At 29.2% G+C, this 21,307-nt stretch carries 13 protein-coding genes and 1 tRNA gene; 2 read left to right on the top strand and 12 right to left on the bottom strand.

Annotation, left to right across the window (positions count from 1 at the left end):
• The 9 genes from dsbA to ftsY all read right to left on the bottom strand — a co-directional run bounded on the left by dsbA (position 1) and on the right by ftsY (position 13,846).
• On the bottom strand, positions 1–630 hold the full coding sequence (dsbA, locus tag M9396_RS02520; RefSeq protein ID WP_250256193.1) for a thiol:disulfide interchange protein DsbA: 630 nt from the start codon (positions 628–630) through the stop codon (positions 1–3).
• A 629-nt stretch (positions 631–1,259) separates the two neighbouring features.
• On the bottom strand, positions 1,260–2,723 hold the full coding sequence (gene ubiD, locus M9396_RS02515) for a 4-hydroxy-3-polyprenylbenzoate decarboxylase (protein ID WP_250256592.1): 1,464 nt from the start codon (positions 2,721–2,723) through the stop codon (positions 1,260–1,262).
• 208 nt (positions 2,724–2,931) lie between these two features.
• The gene (gene ubiB, locus M9396_RS02510; RefSeq protein WP_250256591.1) at positions 2,932–4,572 is read right to left on the bottom strand and encodes a ubiquinone biosynthesis regulatory protein kinase UbiB; all 1,641 of its coding nucleotides are present in this window, start codon (positions 4,570–4,572) and stop codon (positions 2,932–2,934) included.
• A 584-nt stretch (positions 4,573–5,156) separates the two neighbouring features.
• Positions 5,157–5,921 (bottom strand): bifunctional demethylmenaquinone methyltransferase/2-methoxy-6-polyprenyl-1,4-benzoquinol methylase UbiE, encoded by a 765-nt coding sequence (gene ubiE, locus M9396_RS02505; protein ID WP_250256885.1) that lies wholly within the window; start codon positions 5,919–5,921, stop codon positions 5,157–5,159.
• Positions 5,922–6,025: 104 nt separating this feature from the next.
• Positions 6,026–7,567, bottom strand: a complete 1,542-nt coding sequence (gene rmuC, locus M9396_RS02500) for a DNA recombination protein RmuC (protein ID WP_250241645.1) — start codon at positions 7,565–7,567, stop codon at positions 6,026–6,028.
• A gap of 273 nt (positions 7,568–7,840) precedes the next feature.
• The gene (gene udp, locus M9396_RS02495; RefSeq protein ID WP_250256590.1) at positions 7,841–8,635 is read right to left on the bottom strand and encodes a uridine phosphorylase; all 795 of its coding nucleotides are present in this window, start codon (positions 8,633–8,635) and stop codon (positions 7,841–7,843) included.
• Between the two features lie 233 nt (positions 8,636–8,868).
• A complete protein-coding gene (gene metE / locus M9396_RS02490; RefSeq protein WP_250256589.1) occupies positions 8,869–11,163 on the bottom strand; it encodes a 5-methyltetrahydropteroyltriglutamate--homocysteine S-methyltransferase in 2,295 nt (764 codons plus the stop codon).
• Between the two features lie 300 nt (positions 11,164–11,463).
• Positions 11,464–12,309 carry an RNA polymerase sigma factor RpoH gene (gene rpoH, locus M9396_RS02485; RefSeq protein WP_250256588.1) on the bottom strand — a complete coding sequence of 282 codons (846 nt, stop codon included), beginning with the start codon at positions 12,307–12,309 and terminating at the stop codon, positions 11,464–11,466.
• Positions 12,310–12,919: 610 nt separating this feature from the next.
• Positions 12,920–13,846 carry a signal recognition particle-docking protein FtsY gene (gene ftsY, locus M9396_RS02480; RefSeq protein ID WP_250241654.1) on the bottom strand — a complete coding sequence of 309 codons (927 nt, stop codon included), beginning with the start codon at positions 13,844–13,846 and terminating at the stop codon, positions 12,920–12,922.
• A 395-nt stretch (positions 13,847–14,241) separates the two neighbouring features.
• Between ftsY and rsmD the strand changes: the two genes are divergently transcribed.
• Complete coding sequence (rsmD, locus tag M9396_RS02475) at positions 14,242–14,829, top strand: 16S rRNA (guanine(966)-N(2))-methyltransferase RsmD (RefSeq protein ID WP_250256587.1); 588 nt, start codon at positions 14,242–14,244, stop codon at positions 14,827–14,829.
• Positions 14,830–14,920: 91 nt separating this feature from the next.
• On the opposite strand, the gene pgi is transcribed toward rsmD, so the two are convergent.
• The 3 genes from pgi to M9396_RS02460 form a co-directional block, all read right to left on the bottom strand.
• Positions 14,921–16,576 (bottom strand): glucose-6-phosphate isomerase, encoded by a 1,656-nt coding sequence (gene pgi, locus M9396_RS02470; protein ID WP_250256586.1) that lies wholly within the window; start codon positions 16,574–16,576, stop codon positions 14,921–14,923.
• A gap of 494 nt (positions 16,577–17,070) precedes the next feature.
• Positions 17,071–17,964: a homoserine O-succinyltransferase gene (locus tag M9396_RS02465; RefSeq protein WP_250241663.1), complete on the bottom strand. Its 894-nt coding sequence runs from the start codon at positions 17,962–17,964 to the stop codon at positions 17,071–17,073.
• A 336-nt stretch (positions 17,965–18,300) separates the two neighbouring features.
• Positions 18,301–18,374: transfer RNA gene (locus tag M9396_RS02460), tRNA-Ile, on the bottom strand.
• A gap of 623 nt (positions 18,375–18,997) precedes the next feature.
• On the opposite strand from M9396_RS02460, the gene mnmG reads away from it, so the two are divergent.
• Positions 18,998–20,896: a tRNA uridine-5-carboxymethylaminomethyl(34) synthesis enzyme MnmG gene (gene mnmG / locus M9396_RS02455; RefSeq protein WP_250256585.1), complete on the top strand. Its 1,899-nt coding sequence runs from the start codon at positions 18,998–19,000 to the stop codon at positions 20,894–20,896.
• The last annotated feature ends 411 nt before the right edge of the window (positions 20,897–21,307 follow it).

Raw genomic sequence — 21,307 nt, 5'->3', positions numbered from 1 at the left:
TTACGTTTTATCTATAAGTAAATTTAGCAACTCACAAAATTGTTTTATATAAGCGTTAACTGATGATATATCTAACTTCTCGTTTTTTATCATATATTTCCCATTGATAAATATTGATGGTACTCCTCTCAAACGAAAATTTATTGCTGCTTGTTCCTGATCTAAAATTAAAGATTTCACTAATACGCTATCCCAAGTAATATCAAATTCTTCTGCATTGACACCAGATTTAATGAATATTTCACGAATATCTTCCACAGTGTGAATAGATTGTTGTTTTTGTATCGCTGTAAATAATATAGGACTGATTCTATCTTCTATTCTTAATGCTATTGCTACAGCCCAAGCATGTGTCAATTGTTTTCCTAAATTACCTAGAAAATTCACATGATATTTATAAAAATTTACATTTTTAGGCAATGTTTGTTCTATATTATTAGAAATATGATAAATTTCTTCAAATTGATAGCAATGTGGACAATAAAAAGAAAAAAATTCCAGTAATTGAGGTGCATTATGAATAGGTTTATTTAGTCGAATGTATTGCCTTCCTTCTATAATTGAAGATGAAATGCTTTTACATGAAAATATCAAATAAATTACTATCCAAATAAGATGCAATTTTTTCATACCCCCTCCTAATAAGTACATAAATATTTCATATAAAAATATAAATATTGTAATATTATGATAGAATACTATTCTAAATTAGTTAATATTAAAATTAATTTAATTATTGATGTTCGTTTTAGTTGTAATATATTACATTGTGTAATATACATGTGAGCTTGTGTGATTGTTACAAGTTAATAGAGTGTATGATTGATATATCAAGTAGGTATAGATAATAATTAAATAAAAAAATATTTTTATCTATTTAGTATCATTGTTAGTCATAAAATATTTTTTATATAACATATAGTATTATTGAATATGCTTATTTTCTACAAAAATTTACATTAAAAATATCTATCTATATGTAAAATATAGATAGATATTTTTCGTGGTTACAATATGTCATTACAGACATGTTTATAACGTTATACTTAAAACGTTTGTGAATGATTGTATGTTGTTATTAATAGAGATCTTATATAAATTTATTTTTTAATATAGAAATAATGTATGCGGTGATTTATTTATAATAAATTGCAGTGTATCCCTTTGTTTTTATTGTAAAAAATCCATCATATTACTATGTGTTTAATTTTGTGTATCTTACTTAATTGTATTATTTTTTTTATTGTAAAATATTATGTCTATATGTCTAGTTTTTCCCAAATACTATCAATATAATGTCGTACTGTGTCGTGCATTTTAATTGGAATACCCCATTCTCTTTCAGTTTCCCCGGGCCATTTGTTTGTTGCATCCATACCTATTTTAGAGCCTAAACCAGAAATAGGGCTAGAGAAATCAAGATAATCAATTGGGGTATTTTTTACGATTATGATATCTCGATCAGGGTCCAGGCGTGTAGTTATCGCCCATACTACATCATTCCAATCCCGAGCATTAATATCGTCGTCACATACGATAATAAATTTAGTATACATAAATTGTTTCAAAAAAGACCATATTCCAAAAATTATACGTTTAGCGTGTCCAATATATTGTTTTTTTATAGTTACAACAGCCAATCTATATGAGCAACCTTCAGGAGGTAAATAAAAATCTGTAATTTCTGGGAATTGCTTTTGTATGATAGGGATGAACATTTCATTCATTGCCATTCCAAGAATCGCAGGCTCATCTGGTGGACGACCAGTATACGTAGAATGATAAATTGGATTGTTCCGTTGGGTAATATGGGTAATAGTGCATACTGGAAATTTAGCGGTAGTATTGTAATATCCTGTATGGTCTCCAAAGGGTCCTTCTATTGCTGTTTCATCTCGTTCTAAATATCCTTCCAATACAATTTCAGAATTAGCTGGAACGTCTAAGTCGCATGAAATGCATTTAATTACTTCAGTTCTACAACCTCTTAGTAAACCAGAAAAGGCATATTCGGATAGTGTATCAGGAATGGGAACTACCGCTCCTATTAAAGTAGCTGGATCAGCGCCTAATGCTACAGTAATTGGAAATCTTCTCTCTGAAGTATTTTTATGCCATTCTTGAAAATCTAATGCGCCACCACGATGAGATAACCATCTCATAATGATTTTATTTTTAGATAGCACTTGTTGACGATAAATTCCAAGATTTTGTCGTTTACTTTTTAGACCGCGCGTTATCGTAATACCCCAAGTAATTATAGGAGATACGTCTTGAGGCCAGCAACGCATTATTGGCATATGTGTGATATCTACATCTTGATTACACCAAACATTTTCTTGGCACGGAGCTGTACTGACACGCTTAATCGGCATATGTAAGATATGACGAAAATGAGGTATTTTAGAAAAAAAATCATGCACTCCTGTCGGTAATTCCGGTTCTCTTAAAAATGCAAGTAATTTTCCAACATCACGCAAAGATAAAATGTTTTCTTTTCCCATTCCTAAAGCTATTCTATTCGGGGTACCAAATAAATTACAAAGGACAGGTATTGTATATCCTGTAGGATTTTCAAAAAAAAGCGCTGGACCTCCAGATTTAATAGTGCGATCAGCAATTTCTGTTATTTCCAAATCAGGATTAATGGGAAATTTAATTCTTTTTAAGTCTCCCCTATGTTCTAAGATTTTTATAAAATCACGTAAATCTTTATATTTCATATCCTGTTAATAATCATTAAATGTTGTTATAATTCAATATATGTTACAAAATATCGTATAATTGTCATGAAGTACAGTTTTAAAGTTATAATTGAATTAATTAACATTATCATATTTCAGAATTCATTTAATATAAAATGTTTCATGGAATTGCTCAAATAAACTTGTGTTATGAAATAAAATTCAATTGGACAGTAATAACATATTATTATTGTATGATACGTTTCCAACCTATTGTCCAAATAAAAATTCCAATTACAAATAAAAAAATAGAAAAAATTTTTAAATATTTATCCTGTATGTATAAGAAAATACTGCTGGTAACTAATGTTGCGCCAATACCGAATAAAAATAACGCTTGACCGTGATTAGTTCGCTGAGTTCTTAATTCTCTTATTAATATTTCTATTTTTCTTTGTAGCATACAAGAACGTTTAAATTCATTAGATAACAAAGTAGGTAATTCTGGTATTTTATCTATCCAATGAGGTATCTTGTCTTTTAAAGTACATATTGTTGTTGATAACTTTAATTGGTCCCGCATCCATCCTTCTAAAAAAGGTTGAGCAGATTTCCAAATATTTAGATTTGGATATAATTGTCTAACTATTCCTTCGATGTACAATAAAGTTTTTTGTAATAAAATTAATTGGGGTTGTATTTCCATATTAAAATATCGTGCGGTATTAAATAAGTACAATAATATTTTACTGAAAGGAATTTTTTCTAACGGTTGTTCAAAAATTGGTTCAAATACTGTTCTCATAGCGCATTCAAAATCTTCAATGTTGGTATCAAAGGGTATCCAGCCTGAATCAAGATGCAATTCAGCTATTTTACGATAATCATGATTGAAAAATGCTATGAAATTTGCTGCTAAATAGTATTTATCTTTTTTATTTAAAGATCCGACAATGCCGCAATCAACACTAATATATTTTGGATTTCCTGGGTGTTTATAGCTAATAAAAATGTTACCAGGATGCATATCTCCGTGAAAAAAACTATCTCGAAATACTTGAGTAAAAAATATTTCTATTCCACGTTCTGCTAATAATTTCATATTAATTTTTTGTTTTTTGAGCGCAACTAAATCATATACTGGTATTCCATAGATACGCTCCATAACCATAACGTTTTCGCTACAAAAATCTACATATACTTTGGGTATGTATAATATTTGACTTTTTTTGAAATTTCTTCTCAATTGAATAGTATTCGCTGTTTCTTTTAGCAAATTAAGCTCATTAAAAAGAGTTTTTTCATATTCTGAAACAACTTCTGAAAACTTAAATTTCCGTCCTTCTGGTAAAAATTTACAAATCCATTTGGCTAATCTATACATTAAACATATATCTATTTTAATAATAGGTAAAAGACCGGGCCGAATAATTTTAATTACTATATCTTTATTGTTTTTTTTTAATCTAGCAGAATGTACCTGCGAAATAGATGCAGATGCCAATGGTATTTCTTGAAAATCTTTAAACCATGTTTCTAATGAATTCCCAATAGCTCGTTCTATACACATTTTAGCAATAATTCCATCGAAAGGCGCCACACGATCTTGTAGTATTGATAATTGATCTGCAACAGAATCTGGAAAGATATCGCGTCGAGTGGAAAGCATTTGCCCAAATTTAATCCATATTGGACCTAACTCCTGTAATGCTAAACGAAATCGTTCCCCTAAAGTTAGTTGAGAATGCTTATTTAAAACGCGTAAAAGAAATCTACTACCTATTCTTAATGGAAAAATTAATCGATGAGTAGGAACAAAATCACTTAATCCATAATTTAAGATTGTTTTAATTATAGAATACAGTCGACATAACTCATCAACAAGCATCAGATTTCCTATAATTGATTTAAAATGATTAAGCAAATATTCAGTGTTATATTTAAATAATGTATCTTTATAAAGATTACTTTTAGTTCATTAAACTTATACCGTGTTCTTACTATCAAGCATAGTTACATGTAAACATTTTTAATTAAAATGCACTTTTCTAATAAAAGTCTATAAATATTCAATAAAATTTCATCCGTTTAATAAAATATAAGTTTGATTGTAAGTGTATTAAATACTAATAATGTTGAAACTAGATATGAGTTTACGCTATTTAATTAAATTTTAAGTTAATGAAATATCCTCGCTAATCTTAAAATAGATATATTCATCTACTGTATTATCGGTTGTTTATTCACATAATAATACAGTATCACTGTATATTCTATTTTCATCTAACTTATTTTTATAAATATAAAAATAAATAATTGTTTCTTACTAAGATATAAAATAGTTAGATATCATAGTTTTGTGCACTCGAAATAAAATACCTTTACAGGATTTAATAAATATTCACGTTCTTGGCAATGTTAACAAAATAATGATACTATCGATTTTAATAACTCACTGAATATCAATATTTTTTAACATTTATAAGCGCAATGTAATACAGCAATCCCAAAAGTCATATTGAAATATTCAACATTGTTGAATCCTGTTCGTATTATCATGTTTTTTAAAGTTTCTTGATCTGGATGCATACGAATAGATTCTACAAGATAACGATAACTATTAATATCTTGAGTTATACATTTACCTATTTTAGGTAAAATATGAAATGAATATAAATCATATATCTTATGCAATACTTTAAAAGTAGGCACCCCGAAATCTAAGATTAATAATTTTCCTCTAGGTTTTAATACTCTATGCATTGAAAATAATGCTTGTTCTTTATTTGTAAAATTGCGTAATCCAAAAGAAACAGCAACGCAATCAAAAGTATTTTCAGAGAAAGGTAAAGCTTCAGCATCAGCTTGTATATATATTACATTATTTAATATACCTAAATTGCGTAATTTTTTTTGTCCTATATGTAGCATGGAATCATTGATATCTGCTAGTACTACGATCCCTGTATTACCTACTAACCGGGAAAATTGAATACTTAAATCTCCAGTACCTCCGGCTAGATCCAATACAGTGCATCCGACGTATACTTCGCTGCGATAAATCATAAATTGTTTCCACATTCTATGTATTCCAAATGACATTAAATCATTCATTAAATCATATTGTGATGCTACAGAATGGAATATATTAGACACTAATGATGTTTTCTTATCCTTGTAAACATTTTGAAAACCAAAATGAGTCATTTCTTTTTTAGATTTATTCTTCATATTCATCATTACCGTAATCTTTATCATTAAATTTCTATTTATCAAAAATACTAATTTTACTAAAATAGTACTATATGATTTTATCAAGTCACATACTTTAATGTACCAAATCAAGAATTTGATAAAGATTTATGACATATATTTTCAGTGATGTTATCTTCAAAATTAGATACATCAGAAGAATTTTTTTTTGTATCACATAAAAATATAGAATTCGGTGGAATCACATTAGTAACAATTGGTTGTTTTATTTGCACTCCAAGTGCTCGAAAACCTTCCGCTTGACTTATAATATTACCTTTTCCTTCAGAAAATTTATTCTTTGCTGCATTATAAATAACTTCTGCTTTATTTAGATAAAGGCCAATTTTATTTAAGTCATCCATAAACAACCGTAGTTTGTCATACAATCTTCCTGCTTTATCAGCAATTTTTTTAGCATGGCAATTTTGATATTCATAACGCCATAAGTTATTAATAGTGCGCAAAGCTATTAACAGTGTTGTAGGGCTAATTAACATAATATTACACCGCATAGCATCTGTTAATAATGATGCTTCTTTTTTAATGGCTAACATAAAAGCTGATTCAATAGGGACAAACATTAAAATATAATCTAATGTGTTTAATCCAAATAATTTTTGATAATCTTTTTTGCTTAATGATTTTATATGAGCACGCAATGAATGTACGTGATCAATGACAGCTAACCGTTGATCTTCTTCGCTATCGCTATTGAAATAACGTTCATAAGCCACTAGAGATACTTTAGAATCAATTATTACATCTTTACCATGAGGTAAATGTATAATTACATCAGGTTGCAATCTATTTCCATCAGTTTGTTTTATGCTGACTTGTACATGAAATTCATGACCTTCACGCATACCAGAAGCTTCTAATGCACGAGTTAAAATTATTTCTCCCCAACTGCCTTGTGTTTTATTGTTTCCTTTTAATGCTTGTGTTAAATTAATAGTTTCTTGAGTGATTTTTGCATTCAATTGATGTAAATTACGAATTTCATATGTCAGGGTATGTCTCGATTGCTCTTCTTTTGAGAAATTGTTTTGGATTTGACTTTTAAATCCTTCTAACTGTTCTTTTAATGGATATAACGTTCTCTCAAGAGTTATTCGATTTTGTTGATCTATCTTGCGTCCGTTTTGCTCAAAAATACGATTTGCCAAATTTTCAAATTGCATAGTTAATCGGTTTTCACTATTGATAAACAACTTCTGTTTTTCTTCTGTTGCTAATTTATATTCTTCTAAACGAATATTTAATTCTTGTATTTTTAATTCTTGAGAATGATTTAAATTTAATTGTACATGTAATTCATTATTTAGTTTTTCACATTTTTGATGATAATGATTTAATAATTTTAAACGCTCTTCGGCAGTGGATAATTTACCATGTAGTTCATATATCACTTGTGATTTTTTTTGCAATTTCTGTTCAATATTATAACGTAAGTCAGATTCATTTTTTAAATTTTGTGTAATTACACATAAAGCATTCTCATGAGATGCATAAGCATGATTATATTTTGTAATATATCGTTTTCTTATAATCTTAAAAAATATTCCAGATATTAAGAAACCTGCAAATATGCTAATTATGCTATATAAATAAAATAAGGTAATTGGCATATATTCTCTGTCATAAAATATATTCATAAATAATCTTGATAATAATTACTTATTATTAATCATTATATATATTGTATCAATACTTTAGAAATACAAATAAACGTAGGCTGTGTATCATGTTGATGAATAACATGTTACTTATATAATACAACATACTAAATTCCATTCTAGATTCTTTTATTTTAAAAAATAATAATATGTTATTCAAAAATTTTTTGTTAGTGGCTGAATATATTAAAATGAACAGAAAGACTTAAAGAATAATGATCAATATTATTCCGCATAACGATATAAAGTGTTTCTTTTATTCAGAAGAATATGAGCGCCTTCTATTGCAACTTTCATTGCCATATATTCAGTATGATGTATTAAAGTAACGTTTGGAATTTCTTTTTGTGTGCGATTTACAATAACACCTGTAACAACTCCTGCTTGTAATCCTTGAGTTAAACACATAGTTAGTAGTGTTGCAGATTCCATTTCGTAACTCATAACTCCCAGGTTTTTCCATTCTTCCATGGAGCCGCGCAACTTTTGAATAACTCGCCCAGAATATGTATCCTGTCTTTCTTGTCCAGGATAAAATGTATCTGAAGATACGGTTACACCAAAATGTGATTTAATACCAATGTTTTTAGCTGCTTGAATTAAAGCTATAGTACATGATAAATCTGCTACTGCTGGAAATTCTAATGGAGCAAAGTGTTGACTTGCTCCATCACAACGAACAGCAGCAGTGATAATCAACACATCGCCTGTTTTTATATATTTTTGGATAGCTCCTGCAGTGCCTACACGTAAGAATGTACGTATGCCTAATTGAGATAATTCTTCTACCACAATAGAAGTAGATGGACCGCCTATACCTGTAGAACAAACAATTACTGTCTCTTTATTGATTTTTGCGGACCAAGTTGTAAATTCTCGATTACTAAAAATGTATTCTGCCCCATCCATCAGAGAAGCTATTTTTTTTACTCTATTAGGATCTCCTGGAAGAATAGCTAAAGTTGCTCCTTGAAGGTCCCCGATCTTTAAACCTAAATGAAATGCATGAGTTATAGTCATAATAAAACTATCGCGTGTTTTTAAAAGTTATTGAGAATGTTTAAAATTAGTGGGAAACTTTTCCAAATTCTTTATTTTTTTTATGAATAAAAAATATCAATTTTAACTCATTCAATGATCGTTCCTTAAATAGATAATCTCGTAATCAACCCATGATATTATCAATAAATCTGGTAATTCTATTTTGATATTGATTGCTATACAATTAATTAACAAAAATTATTAGCCATGATTCACGATGAATAAAATTGTTTACGCAATAATTTAGCTGCAGATACCATATTATTCAATGAATGTTTAATTTCAGGCCATGATCTTGTTTTTAATCCACAATCAGGATTAATCCATAAACGTCGTTTTGGGATATATTTTAACAATTGATTAATTCTTCTGATAAGATTATTTTGGGTTGGTTCATTTGGCGAATGAATATCGTATATTCCTGGTCCAATTTCATTTAAATCCTTTATTACATGTCGTATAGATTTTAATATTTTTTCATCTGACCTAGCTGCTTCTATACTGATGACATCCGCATCTAATGCTAGAATAGCATAAATGATATCATTAAATTCAGAATAACACATATGAGTATGAATCTGAGTATCATCTTTCACTGATGATACAGTGATCCTAAAGACATTAATTGCCCATTCTAAATATTGTTTTTGATCAGAACGTTTTAAAGGTAATCCTTCTCGCAAAGCTGGCTCATCAATTTGTATGATTCCAATTCCAGATTTTTCCAAGTCTATTACTTCATCGCGTATCGACAATGCTAATTGCAATGCTATTGTTTTTCGTGGTATATCCTCTCGTGGGAACGACCAAGACATTATGGTGACAGGTCCAGTTAATATACCTTTTATCGGTTTATTAGTTAATGACTGAGCATAACTTATCCATTCTATAGTAATGGGTTTTGAACGACTAATATCCCCAATAATTACTGGAGGTTTTACACAACGTGAACCATAACTTTGTACCCACCCATTTTGAGTAAATATAAATCCATTTAAATGCTCTCCAAAATATTCTACCATGTCATTTCGTTCTGGTTCTCCATGCACTAGAATATCTAGATCTAATTTTTCTTGTTCCATAATAATTTTTTTAATGTAATTCTTAATACTAAGATGATAATCTTCTTTGTTGATTTGGTTATTTTTGAAGCGCGAACGAAGTTTACGAATTTCTTCAGTTTGAGGAAATGAACCGATAGTAGTTGTTGGAAATAATGGTAAATTCAGCTTCTTATGCTGTAATGTAACTCGTGTTGTGTACGGAGAAGATCTAGAATAAGAAATCTCATTGATGTGTTCGAGACGTTTTTTAACTTGTATATTATGAATTGTACTAGAATACGATCGTAAGTTATTAGAAACATAATATTCACTAAGTGTATCTTCATATGTCGTGTCACTTGTGTTTTTAGCATTCAACGCATCGCATAACATTTTTATTTCGTAACATTTTTGCAGCGCAAAAGCAAACCATTCTTTAATGTGTTTATCTAATTTTATCTCCGTATTTAGATCAATAGGACTATGTAATAAGGAACAAGAAGAACCTATCCATAATCTGCGCTCGTCTACTAAGGGATATAGTTTTTTAAACCAATCATGTAAATTAGTTTTCCATACATTACGTCCGTTGATTACTCCTGCTGATAATATCCAATGTTTTGGTAATCGGGAATGCAGTAAAGGTATATTATCAGGATTGGAAACCAGATCCACATGTAGACCATCTATTTTTAATTGTGTAATAATATCCAATTGATGATATATGCTGTCGAAGTAAGTGGTTAATAGTAATTTAACTTTACCATGAAGTTGTTCATACGCGCTTAAATATGCATTTAGCCATTGTAACGGTAGCTCCAAAACTAGTATGGGCTCATCAATTTGTATCCAATCAATATTTTTTGATAATAAAATATCTAATATTTCTTGATATATTGATAATAAATGAGGCAATAATGACAAACGATCAAATTCTTTTCCTTTTACTTTTCCTAACCACAGATAACTAATTGGACCAAGTAGTATTGGTTTTACTGTATATTTTAGAGACAAAGCTTCATCTATTTCATCAAATAATTGAGTCCAATTTAACTTAAATTCCTGATTGGGAACAAATTCGGGTACTATATAGTGATAATTTGTATTAAACCATTTTTTCATTTCTGAAGGTGGTATCATTTTTTTGTTTAAAGAATACCCTCGACTTATTCTAAACAATGTATTTAAATTAATATTTTCTTGACCAATACGATGCCTATCTGGAATATTATTTAGCATCAAGCTGGTAGTTAAAACATGATCATACCATGCGAAATCACCTACTGGGGTCCAGTCGATACCGCAATCTTTCTGTTGTTTCCAATGCCGTATGCGTAATGTACGGCCTATTTCTAATAATTTATCTTCTGTAATTTTTCCATCCCAATAATATTCTAAAGCATACTTTAGTTCTCTATGTAATCCAATACGAGGAAATCCTAATATATGACTGACAATTGTCATAATTTACTCCATGAGCTATTTTGATTAGATGAAGTACTCATAAAAATTTATAGTAAAAAATTTAAAAAAGTATTATGGCCCAATAGTCAATCTGGTTATTGCAAAATAACTTTACAACTAATTCTATAGCTATATAACTTTTTTTAAATTAAAAATATGTGACATCAAAAATTATTAATAAACGTGAATTATATCAAATATATATACTACAATCAAACGGTTAATAATTAATAATTTATATATACATTTTAATAATTTTTATATTATTTGGTTTCACCAATAAAATTTAAAAAATTTTAATTAATTTTGTATAATTAGTTTCATTTTTTTCATAGCATTTTTTTCTAATTGACGTACTCGTTCAGCAGACACACCGTATTGATTGGCTAATTCTTGTAACGTACTTTTATTATCTACATTTAACCATCGGGCACGAATAATATGTTGACTGCGTTTGTCTAAAGTCTTTATAGCTGCATTTAATTTATCACTAACTTGATCGATCCATTCTTCTTCATTAGAGGAAACAATTTTGTCTTGTAAATATAAAATAGGTGCTATTGATATTCCTCGGTTATCTTCATCTGAAGATTGTTCAAAAGTCATATCTTGTGCTGACATTCTGGATTCCATTTCGCGCACATCTTTGCTAGTCACATTTAGCGCCTTTGCGACTATTTCTATTTCTCCCGCATTAAACCAACCTAAACGTTGTTTAGTTTTACGTAGATTAAAAAATAATTTACGCTGTGCTTTAGTAGTAGCTATTTTTACAATGCGCCAATTTTTTAAAACATATTCATGAATTTCGGATTTAATCCAGTGTACAGCAAATGATACTAAACGAACATCTAATTCTGGATTAAATCGACGAACAGCCTTCATTAAACCAATATTACCTTCTTGTATTAAATCGGCCTGAGGTAATCCATAACCAGAATAATTACGAGAAACATGAACAACAAATCTTAAATGTGATACAATGAGTTTTTTTGCAGCATCTAAATCACCATTATAGTATAAGCGTTTAGCTAACCTTTTTTCTTCTTCTGCTGTTAACATAGCATAAGCATTGGCTACTCTTATATAAGCTTCTAAGTTCCCTGGAGGAATTAAGGTTACATTTTTTTGTATATATTTAGGCATTTATTCTCCTAAAATAACCATGTATACGCAGATAATTATGGGTACATCATTGTGTCTGCATGCAATTGCATCAGAACCATTGTAAAAAATTTTGTATCAACAATAGAATAATGTATAACACTTATATAGTGTTTATTATTAACATAATCATCATTGATTTTATTGCTAATTCTAATTATATATAATATATCATAAATTACCTATTATAACTAATCATTATCCTTAATAACATCAAATACTTCATAGATAATTTTGGTACAATCTGAATATCAAGTGAACATTAATGATGCGTGGATTATATCTAGAATATACAGATACCGACAGATTCGGTCGATTTGCTTGTTGTTGTCAATCTATATACTATTTGTAAATTTTATTTTTTAATTAATATTTTTTGTTTTATGAATTTTTTACTTCAATAAATCATAAATACTATTTTAATTATTTAAACTTTAATCTCTTTTAATTAAAATCCTCCGAAGGCATCATAAAGATTAATAACATTATTTTCAATAATTATTTATAAAAATATTTTTTTTTGCTATTCAGACTAATAATCTTATTTTTACAAAACACCCATATAAATTATAAGTAGTGTTTTTTATTGAATTTACTCTTTTAAAATAGCTTCAACAAAATTGTGTGATTTAAATGATTGTAAATCATCAATATTTTGCCCTATTCCAATATATCGTATTGGTATTGAAAAATGATCAGCAATAGATAAAAGAGTTCCTCCTTTAGCACTACCGTCTAATTTGGTCATAACTATTCCTGTAATTTTAATAGCTTCATTGAACATGCGTACTTGATTTATAGAATTTTGTCCGATATTGGCATCAAGAACTAACATGGTTTCATGAGGCGCCTCTGCATCAATTTTTGTTATTACTCTAATAATTTTTTTTAGTTCTTCCATAGCATATATTTTATTTTGTAATCTACCTGCGGTGTCTATAATAAGTAAATCAACAGATTTTATTTTAGCTATTTTAACAGCATCAAAAACTATTGAAGCAGAATCGGAGGTGGTATTTTTTGTGATGACTGCGGTGCAACCACTACGTTTTCCCAAAATTTCTAACTGATCTGCAGCTGCGGCTCTACAAGTATCCCCTGCTGCTAGCATTACAGTTTTATTCTTTAATCGGTAATAATGTGCTAATTTTCCAATAGTAGTAGTCTTTCCAACACCATTAACCCCTACCATTAATATAATAAATGGTTTTTTTTCTTGTAAAAATAATGGTTTGTCGATACGTGTGACTATTTTTAACATTTCGTTACGTAATGCATCGTGAAAAGATTGTTCATTACAGTTAGTATTAAAACTAATATAATTTCTCAAATTATTAATGATTTTTTGGGTAGTATGTATGTTTATGTCTGCGATTAATAATTGATTCTTAATTTTATCTAATATAACAGTATCAATTCTTTTATCGCGAATTAACTCTATTATGTTATCACCCAATTTTTTTCGAGTATTCAACAAACTTTGTTTCAGCTTATTAAATAAATTATATGCACGATTCATATATATTTAACCTCATAATTATCATTAACATATACGATGTTATTTTTTATTTATTTTTATGTTCTTTATTACGTACTTTATTAATCAATTTTCATTGATATTGTTTATTTTGTATTTTTTTCAAAAATACAAAATATTTATATGTAATACACTACACATAATTGCATGACGCAAATACAACTAATGAAAAGTATAACAAAAAATAAATGGGTTGTAGATATATGAAATATTAGAAACTATAATTCTTACACTTCTATAGTTTATGTACAAGTAATTAGATTTATACAACATAAAACAAATTGATGATTCATGGCTTATAATAAAAATCTTTTCATATCAAAAGACAAAAATATCCTGTGAATTATTATTTTCATATATAGAAATATAATGGATGTATGAAAAATAAACTACATTTAGGTGTATCCAGAAAAATTAAGATTATCGGCGGTAAATGGAAGGGAAGAAACATACCAATTACTCGGCATTCTAAGATACGTCCAACTACTAATCGCATGCGTGAAATATTATTTAGTTGGCTTGATCCTATTATTTCTAAAGCGGCGTGTTTAGATTGTTTTGCTGGAAGCGGTGCATTAGGTCTAGAATCATTGTCTAGAGGAGCTAGCAAAGTAACTTTTTTAGATAATAATCATATTTGTATTATCGCATTGATGAAAGTAATGCAGTCTTTTTCAGCATATAACAGTGAGATAATATATACTGATTGTCGTTCTTGGTTACAACAATCAACTACGACTTATAATGTCATCTTTCTTGATCCTCCTTTTCAAGACAATATTATACCTGAAGTTATTTTTTTATTAGAAAGACATAATCTATTGCAAAAAGAATCTTGGATTTATATAGAAACTTCAAAAAAAATAAATATTCTTAATACTAGTATCATTCCGAATTATTGGGTTTTATATCACAAAAAAATTACTCGGAATGTCATGTATTATCTTTTTTTGAGAAGATCATAGAATATTTGAATATAATAAAAACACTACTTAAAACATATTATTTCACACGTCTACCACAATTAGATGTGGTTTTATACATCAAAGAATCGCATTAACTACGCCAAGATTTGTAACAATCTATTAAACCATAAGTTGAACTGTCATGATTTTTAGAAATCATATTTTCATATTTTAATTCTGGTAAAATACTGTCAGCCAATTGTTTTCCTAATTCCACCCCCCATTGATCAAAAGTATAAATATTGAAAATAATACCTTGCGTAAATATTTTATGTTCATATAAAGCAATCAAAGCCCCTAAAGTATAAGGAGTAATTTTTTTGACTAAAATAGAATTACTAGGATTATTTCCTTTACATAACTTAAAAGGAACCACACATTGTTCATATTTGTAATTTTTTTTAAATTTTACATATTTTTGCATTTCTGTTGAACGTGTATTTCCAAAAGCCAAGGCTTTAGTTTGAGCAAAAAAATTTGATATTAATTTTTCATGATGATCAGACATAGGATTATGACTAATTGCTGGTGCGATAAAATCACATGGGACCATTTTAGTACCTTGATGAAGCAATTGATAAAATGAATGTTGTCCATTAGTTCCAGGTTCTCCCCATATAATAGGACCAGTCTGATATATAATAGGGCATCCATTGCGATCTACACATTTTCCGTTAGATTCCATATTTACTTGTTGTAAATATGCTGTAAAACGGTGCATATATTGATCATAAGGAAAAATGGCTTCAGTTTCTACTTGAAAGAAATTATTGTACCAAATGCCAATCAGCGCTAGAATTACTGGTAGATTTTCATGTAACGGTGTATTATGAAAATGCATATCCATGTCATGAGCTCCAGTTAGCAATAGTTCAAAATTGCTTACTCCCACCGATAGCATTATCGGTAAACCAATTGATGACCACAATGAATAACGCCCTCCTACCCAATCCCAAAATTTAAACATATTTTCTGATGGATCAATGCCAAATTTACGCACTTCTATGGTATTTGTGGATAATGCTATAAAATGCTTCGACACATGTTGTGCATTAGAAGTAGCTTTACAAAACCAGTTACGTGCACTAAACGCATTGGTCATAGTTTCTTGCGTAGTAAAAGTTTTTGACGCTATTACAAATAGTGTATTTTCTGGATTTAAATTTTTTAATGTCTCGAAAATATGCGTGCCGTCTATATTAGAAACAAAATGCATATTTAAATGATTTCGATATGGTTTTAATGCTTCAGTTACCATATAAGGCCCAAGATTGGAACCTCCAATACCTATATTAACGATATCTGTAATTATTTTATCCGTGTAACCTGTCCAATTACCTTGAATAACCCGATTACAAAATTGTTTCATTTTATTTAGTACTGCATTTATTTGTGGCATTACGTTGGATCCATCTACTAAAATTGGTGTATTTTTTATATTTCTTAAAGCTATATGCAATGCAGCACGATCTTCACTGCGATTAATTTTTTCACCATGAAACATATCTGAAATGGCTTCTATCAGATCACATTCAATAGCTAAAGATATTAGTTTAATAATAGTTTCGTTCGTGATTAAGTTTTTTGAATAATCCACTAAAATTTCATTATTAAATGTTTTAGAGAAATGAGCAAACCTATATTTATCTTGATTGAACAAATCGTTAATTGATATGCTCTTCATATCGTTAAAATGTTGTTTGAGGTGTTGCCAAGCTTGTGTACTAATGGGATTTATATTTTTCACAATTCATCTTCTTATATTTTATCACAAAAGTAAGTGAATCAGAATTAAATTTAAAACAAACTATTCAACTCGCCATAACTCGTTCAAGTTACGACATAGATGTAGTAGATGGTTTATATGTATAATTATCGTACCTCACGTATATAAATATGGTGAAAATTTATACAAACAACTAAATATACGAAATTACTATTTATTTTTCTAGAAATATTGTATACATCTACACATATTTATGAAAATTAAAAAATTCTTGATTATGTATAAATATATTTTTATACACCAATCAATATCATCGATCTCAACTAGACACCAAAAAATACATAATCTTTTGTATGCGCAATGACAATAAACACAAAACTGTAGTTTTGAGAAAATTATATAATTTTAAAACATTTATAACTTTTTGGATTTATATTTCATAAATTAATTTTACAAAATAAATATAATAGTTTATTGTCATTTCACTCAATCTGTTCAGAAAGAACTTAAATGTTTTATGACATTTTTTGTACATAATGATTCAGCCAATTGGCAAACAATAAATACGCATGACTTCTCCAACTGATCTTAGGAACTAAATTAGGATTGTCTTGAGGAAAATAATGATCTGGTAGCATCGGATTTAATCCTAATTTTAAATCTCTATAATACTCCTGAGATAAAGTCATCGCGTCATATTCTGGATGTCCAGTTATAAATATTAAACGCTTGTCTTGACTAATAAGCAAATATGCACCTGCTTCATCAGATTCTGCTAAAATTTCTAAATCTGTGTTCCGATAAATTACATCTTTAGGAAAATCCGAATAACGAGAGTGAGGCGCTAAAAATTTTTCATCAAATCCTTTTGTTAAAAGTGCATGTGAACTTATAGTATTATGTTGGTAAATTCCTACTAATTTATGCTTCCGGGTAAATTTAGGAAGATTGTATAGTACTTTTAAAGCTGCCTGTACCGCCCAACAAATAAATAATATCGAATTAATATGCTCTTGTGCCCATAAAAATAATTGCTTAATTTGAGGCCAAAAGGTTATATTTTCAAAATTAATTAATCCCAAAGGAGCACCAGTTACGATCAAACCATCGAAGTTTTTATATTGGATATCTAAAAAACTACAATAAAAGTTGTTTAAATGCTCAACAGGTGTGTTTTTAGGAACATGACCATCTATGCGCAATAATTGAATATCAATTTGTAAGGGAGAATTTGATAACAAACGTAATAATTGATTTTCCGTTTCAATTTTTTTTGGCATTAAATTAAGAATCAATACTTTTAAAGAACTTTGTTCTTTAAAAGTATTGCGTGATTTTTGCATAACAAAAACATCTTCATTCTGTAAAATTTTTATCGCAGGCAATTTGTTTAATACCCGAATTGGCATAATGTCGTGACCTTAATATGTATACGTATCTTCTAAATCTATTTAGTTTCAGATTGTTTATTTTACCTATATACATATCACAAATTCCCACTATCCTTCATGAAGATGGAATCCATAATTATAAAATTAATTTTTTTTCAACACGTATTTAGTAAAATACAAAAAATAAAAATCACTATCCAAGTATCACGGATAATTTATAAATCATATATTTAACATAGTTAACGCATAGTTTATAGTGATTTATCAAATATACGCAGATACAAACATAAATAGAATATAAATTCTAGTGAACATTTCTCATGATCTATTAATTACATACATCACAATTCATGATAGGCCTGAGTGGAATTGAACCACCGTCCTCACCCTTATCAGGGGTGCGCTCTAACCGCCTGAGCTACAAGCCTGTAATATAAAATATTATTAATTTTTCATAATCTTTAACTACAACATATGACTGTATATTAATCCCGATCATAAAACTACTTGTTTATTTAATATGGAATGGTATAGTAAACGCACATGCATTTACTATCTAAATAAAATGAACCCATCTTCTATAGTAACACAACTTAAAATGTTAATTCAAGTGTTTCCATCGGTTTAGTTATTAAGAAAAATTAATAAACAATAATAACTTGTTTCCAAATTTTTATTTTAAATTTTACATACTACTACAACGATCCTCAATAATACAATCCTAATCACATACAGTAATCAATATTATTTTCAAATTATTTTTAACAAACAGATAATTTAATCTATTCTTTTCATTGAATTTTTCGACTTTTTTAAATATAATTGTTAAAATGTTCGGCCAACGGCCATGACCATACACGTATATGTGTAGCAAAGTACATAAGAGTTGTTGGCGAGGCGTTCTTGTTTCGAACGCGGCTGCGCAGCGTGGACGGGTTCTCGTTTGGTAGTTGCGGTGTGGAATTAAATTGAAACAAAAAAGTTTCTTTCTATTTTTATTTTAGGGATCGTTCTTGTTGGAGTTGTGTTGGTCATGTGATGAGGTTGATGTATGTTCTATCCCACTCATTTTGATGTTATTGTTGTTGGAGGAGGCCATTCTGGGACAGAAGCAGCTTTGGCTTCTGCTAGAATGCAATGCAATACGCTTTTGATTACTCATAATATTGATACTCTTGGACAGATGTCTTGTAATCCGGCCGTTGGTGGTATAGGAAAAGGACATTTAGTGAAAGAAATTGATGCGATGGGTGGATCGATGGCTTATGCTATCGATCAATCGGGAATTCAATTTAGAGTACTTAATAGTAGCAAAGGAGCTGCTGTTAGAGCAACACGTGCTCAGGCAGACAAAATATTATATCGACGGGCAATACGTAATGTTCTTGAATATCAAAAATTTTTGTTGGTTATTCAGGCATCAGTAGAAGATTTAATAGTTAGGAGGAACAGGATTGTTGGAGTAATTACTCCAAAATTAGGAATGAAATTTAGTGGTACGTCTGTAGTGTTGACAACCGGAACTTTTCTCAATGGCAAGATTCATATTGGGATGAATAACTTTAGAGGAGGTCGATCTGGAGATTCGGAGTCATCGTCATTGTTATCAGAACGATTGAAAGAGTTATCTTTGCAAGTTAGTCGGTTAAAAACGGGTACTTCTCCTCGTGTGCATACCAAAGGGATAAATTTTGATTCTTTATGCGCACAATATAGTGATGATCCCATTCCTGTGTTTTCATTTATAGGATCTACAAAACTACATCCTACGCAGATGCCTTGTTATATTACCCATACTAATAATAAAACCCACGAAATAATTAGATCAAATTTACATCAGAGCCCTATGTATACAGGTTTAATAAAAGGAATAGCACCTCGATATTGTCCATCTATAGAAGACAAAATAACTCGTTTCTCAGATCGTAATGCTCATCAAATTTTTTTAGAACCTGAAGGTTTGACAACACCTGAAGTATATCTTAATGGTATTTCTACTAGTTTACCTTTTTGTGTGCAAATGCAAATGATTAAATCAATCCAGGGATTAGAGAATGCTGATATAGTTAGGCCGGGTTATGCTATTGAATACGATTTTTTTGATCCTCGTGATTTAAAGTTAACATTAGAGAGTAAAATTATTTCTGGATTGTTTTTTTCTGGTCAAATTAATGGTACTACTGGTTATGAAGAAGCAGCTGCCCAAGGATTATTAGCCGGAATTAATGCAGCTAGATTTTCCAAAAATAAAGAAGGATGGTATCCTAGAAGAGATCAGGCATATTTAGGGGTGCTTGTAGATGATCTTTGTACGCATGGAACAGAAGAACCTTATCGTATGTTTACTTCGCGTGCTGAATATCGTCTGTCTTTACGTGAGGATAATGCTGATTTAAGATTAACCGAAACCGCGCGGCAGTTAGGTTTGATAGATGAATCACGGTGGAAAGCTTTTTGTTGCAAAAAAGAAAATATTGAAAAAGAACGTCAGAGATTACGTAACACTTATATTTCCCCGTATAGTGCAGATGTTGCACAGTTAAATAATTTTCTTAAAACACCGTTAACACATGAAGCAAATGGTGAAGATCTGTTGAGAAGGCCAGAAATTAATTACACAAAGTTATCTCAACTAAGTACTTTTAGTCCATCTGTATTGGATCGTCAAGTATTCGAGCAAATTGAAATTCAAATAAAATATGAAGGTTATATTCGTCATCAACAAGAAGAAATAAAAAGACATATTTACAATGAAAATACATTGTTACCGACTGATATAGATTTCAATATTGTTTCTGGATTATCTAAGGAGGTTATCGATAAACTTAATAATTATAAACCTTATTCTATTGGACAGGCTTCTCGCATTTCCGGTATAACTCCTGCAGCTATTTCTAATTTATTGGTTTGGTTAAAAAAACAAGGTTTATTAGGATACAATACATTCTAATCTAGAGAATAATGGATTTTTCTATTTAATCAAGATTATTTGATCCCTATATGGGGTGTTTGTGATCGCTACTATATGGAGAGAGTTGGACGTGTAAATTGTGGTATATTTATGTTTTTTCCAATAACAGTTTTATATAGAGATAATAATAGTAATTGTACTATTTTAATGGTTTGTTATGTATGGTATTTGTTTTAATATTATACGGTTGTTGATATGTATCTAAATTTTACGCTTTGAATTTTTTGAAAAAAGGATTATACTGAGTTTTTAGTTGCATTAGTGGTTATTAATTATAAGATAAATTATTTTCCTACATTAAACTATAGTTCAGTCGTATGTTTGTTTCTGTAGTTGTAATATATTATGTGAAATTTACTAATTAATTCATAGTGCCATTTTTTAATTCTC

Source organism: Blochmannia endosymbiont of Camponotus modoc, from assembly GCF_023585785.1.
In the GTDB taxonomy this organism is placed as follows: Bacteria; Pseudomonadota; Gammaproteobacteria; order Enterobacterales; family Enterobacteriaceae; genus Blochmanniella.
Note: the sequence above shows the minus strand (reverse complement) of the source record. Positions and strands in the feature narration are given on the sequence as shown.

Bases quoted from the DNA above. Each gene is read 5' to 3' on its own strand.
- rpoH (WP_250256588.1), bottom strand. From the start codon at position 12,309: ATGCCTAAATATATACAAAAAAATGTAACCTTAATTCCTCCAGGGAAC.
- metE (WP_250256589.1), bottom strand. From the start codon at position 11,163: ATGACAATTGTCAGTCATATATTAGGATTTCCTCGTATTGGATTACAT.
- rmuC (WP_250241645.1), bottom strand. From the start codon at position 7,567: ATGCCAATTACCTTATTTTATTTATATAGCATAATTAGCATATTTGCA.
- ubiB (WP_250256591.1), bottom strand. From the start codon at position 4,572: ATGCTTGTTGATGAGTTATGTCGACTGTATTCTATAATTAAAACAATC.
- ubiD (WP_250256592.1), bottom strand. From the start codon at position 2,723: ATGAAATATAAAGATTTACGTGATTTTATAAAAATCTTAGAACATAGG.
- mnmG (WP_250256585.1), top strand. From the start codon at position 18,998: ATGTTCTATCCCACTCATTTTGATGTTATTGTTGTTGGAGGAGGCCAT.
- ftsY (WP_250241654.1), bottom strand. From the start codon at position 13,846: ATGAATCGTGCATATAATTTATTTAATAAGCTGAAACAAAGTTTGTTG.
- M9396_RS02465 (WP_250241663.1), bottom strand. From the start codon at position 17,964: ATGCCAATTCGGGTATTAAACAAATTGCCTGCGATAAAAATTTTACAG.
- ubiE (WP_250256885.1), bottom strand. From the start codon at position 5,921: ATGAATATGAAGAATAAATCTAAAAAAGAAATGACTCATTTTGGTTTT.
- udp (WP_250256590.1), bottom strand. From the start codon at position 8,635: ATGACTATAACTCATGCATTTCATTTAGGTTTAAAGATCGGGGACCTT.
- dsbA (WP_250256193.1), bottom strand. From the start codon at position 630: ATGAAAAAATTGCATCTTATTTGGATAGTAATTTATTTGATATTTTCA.
- rsmD (WP_250256587.1), top strand. From the start codon at position 14,242: ATGAAAAATAAACTACATTTAGGTGTATCCAGAAAAATTAAGATTATC.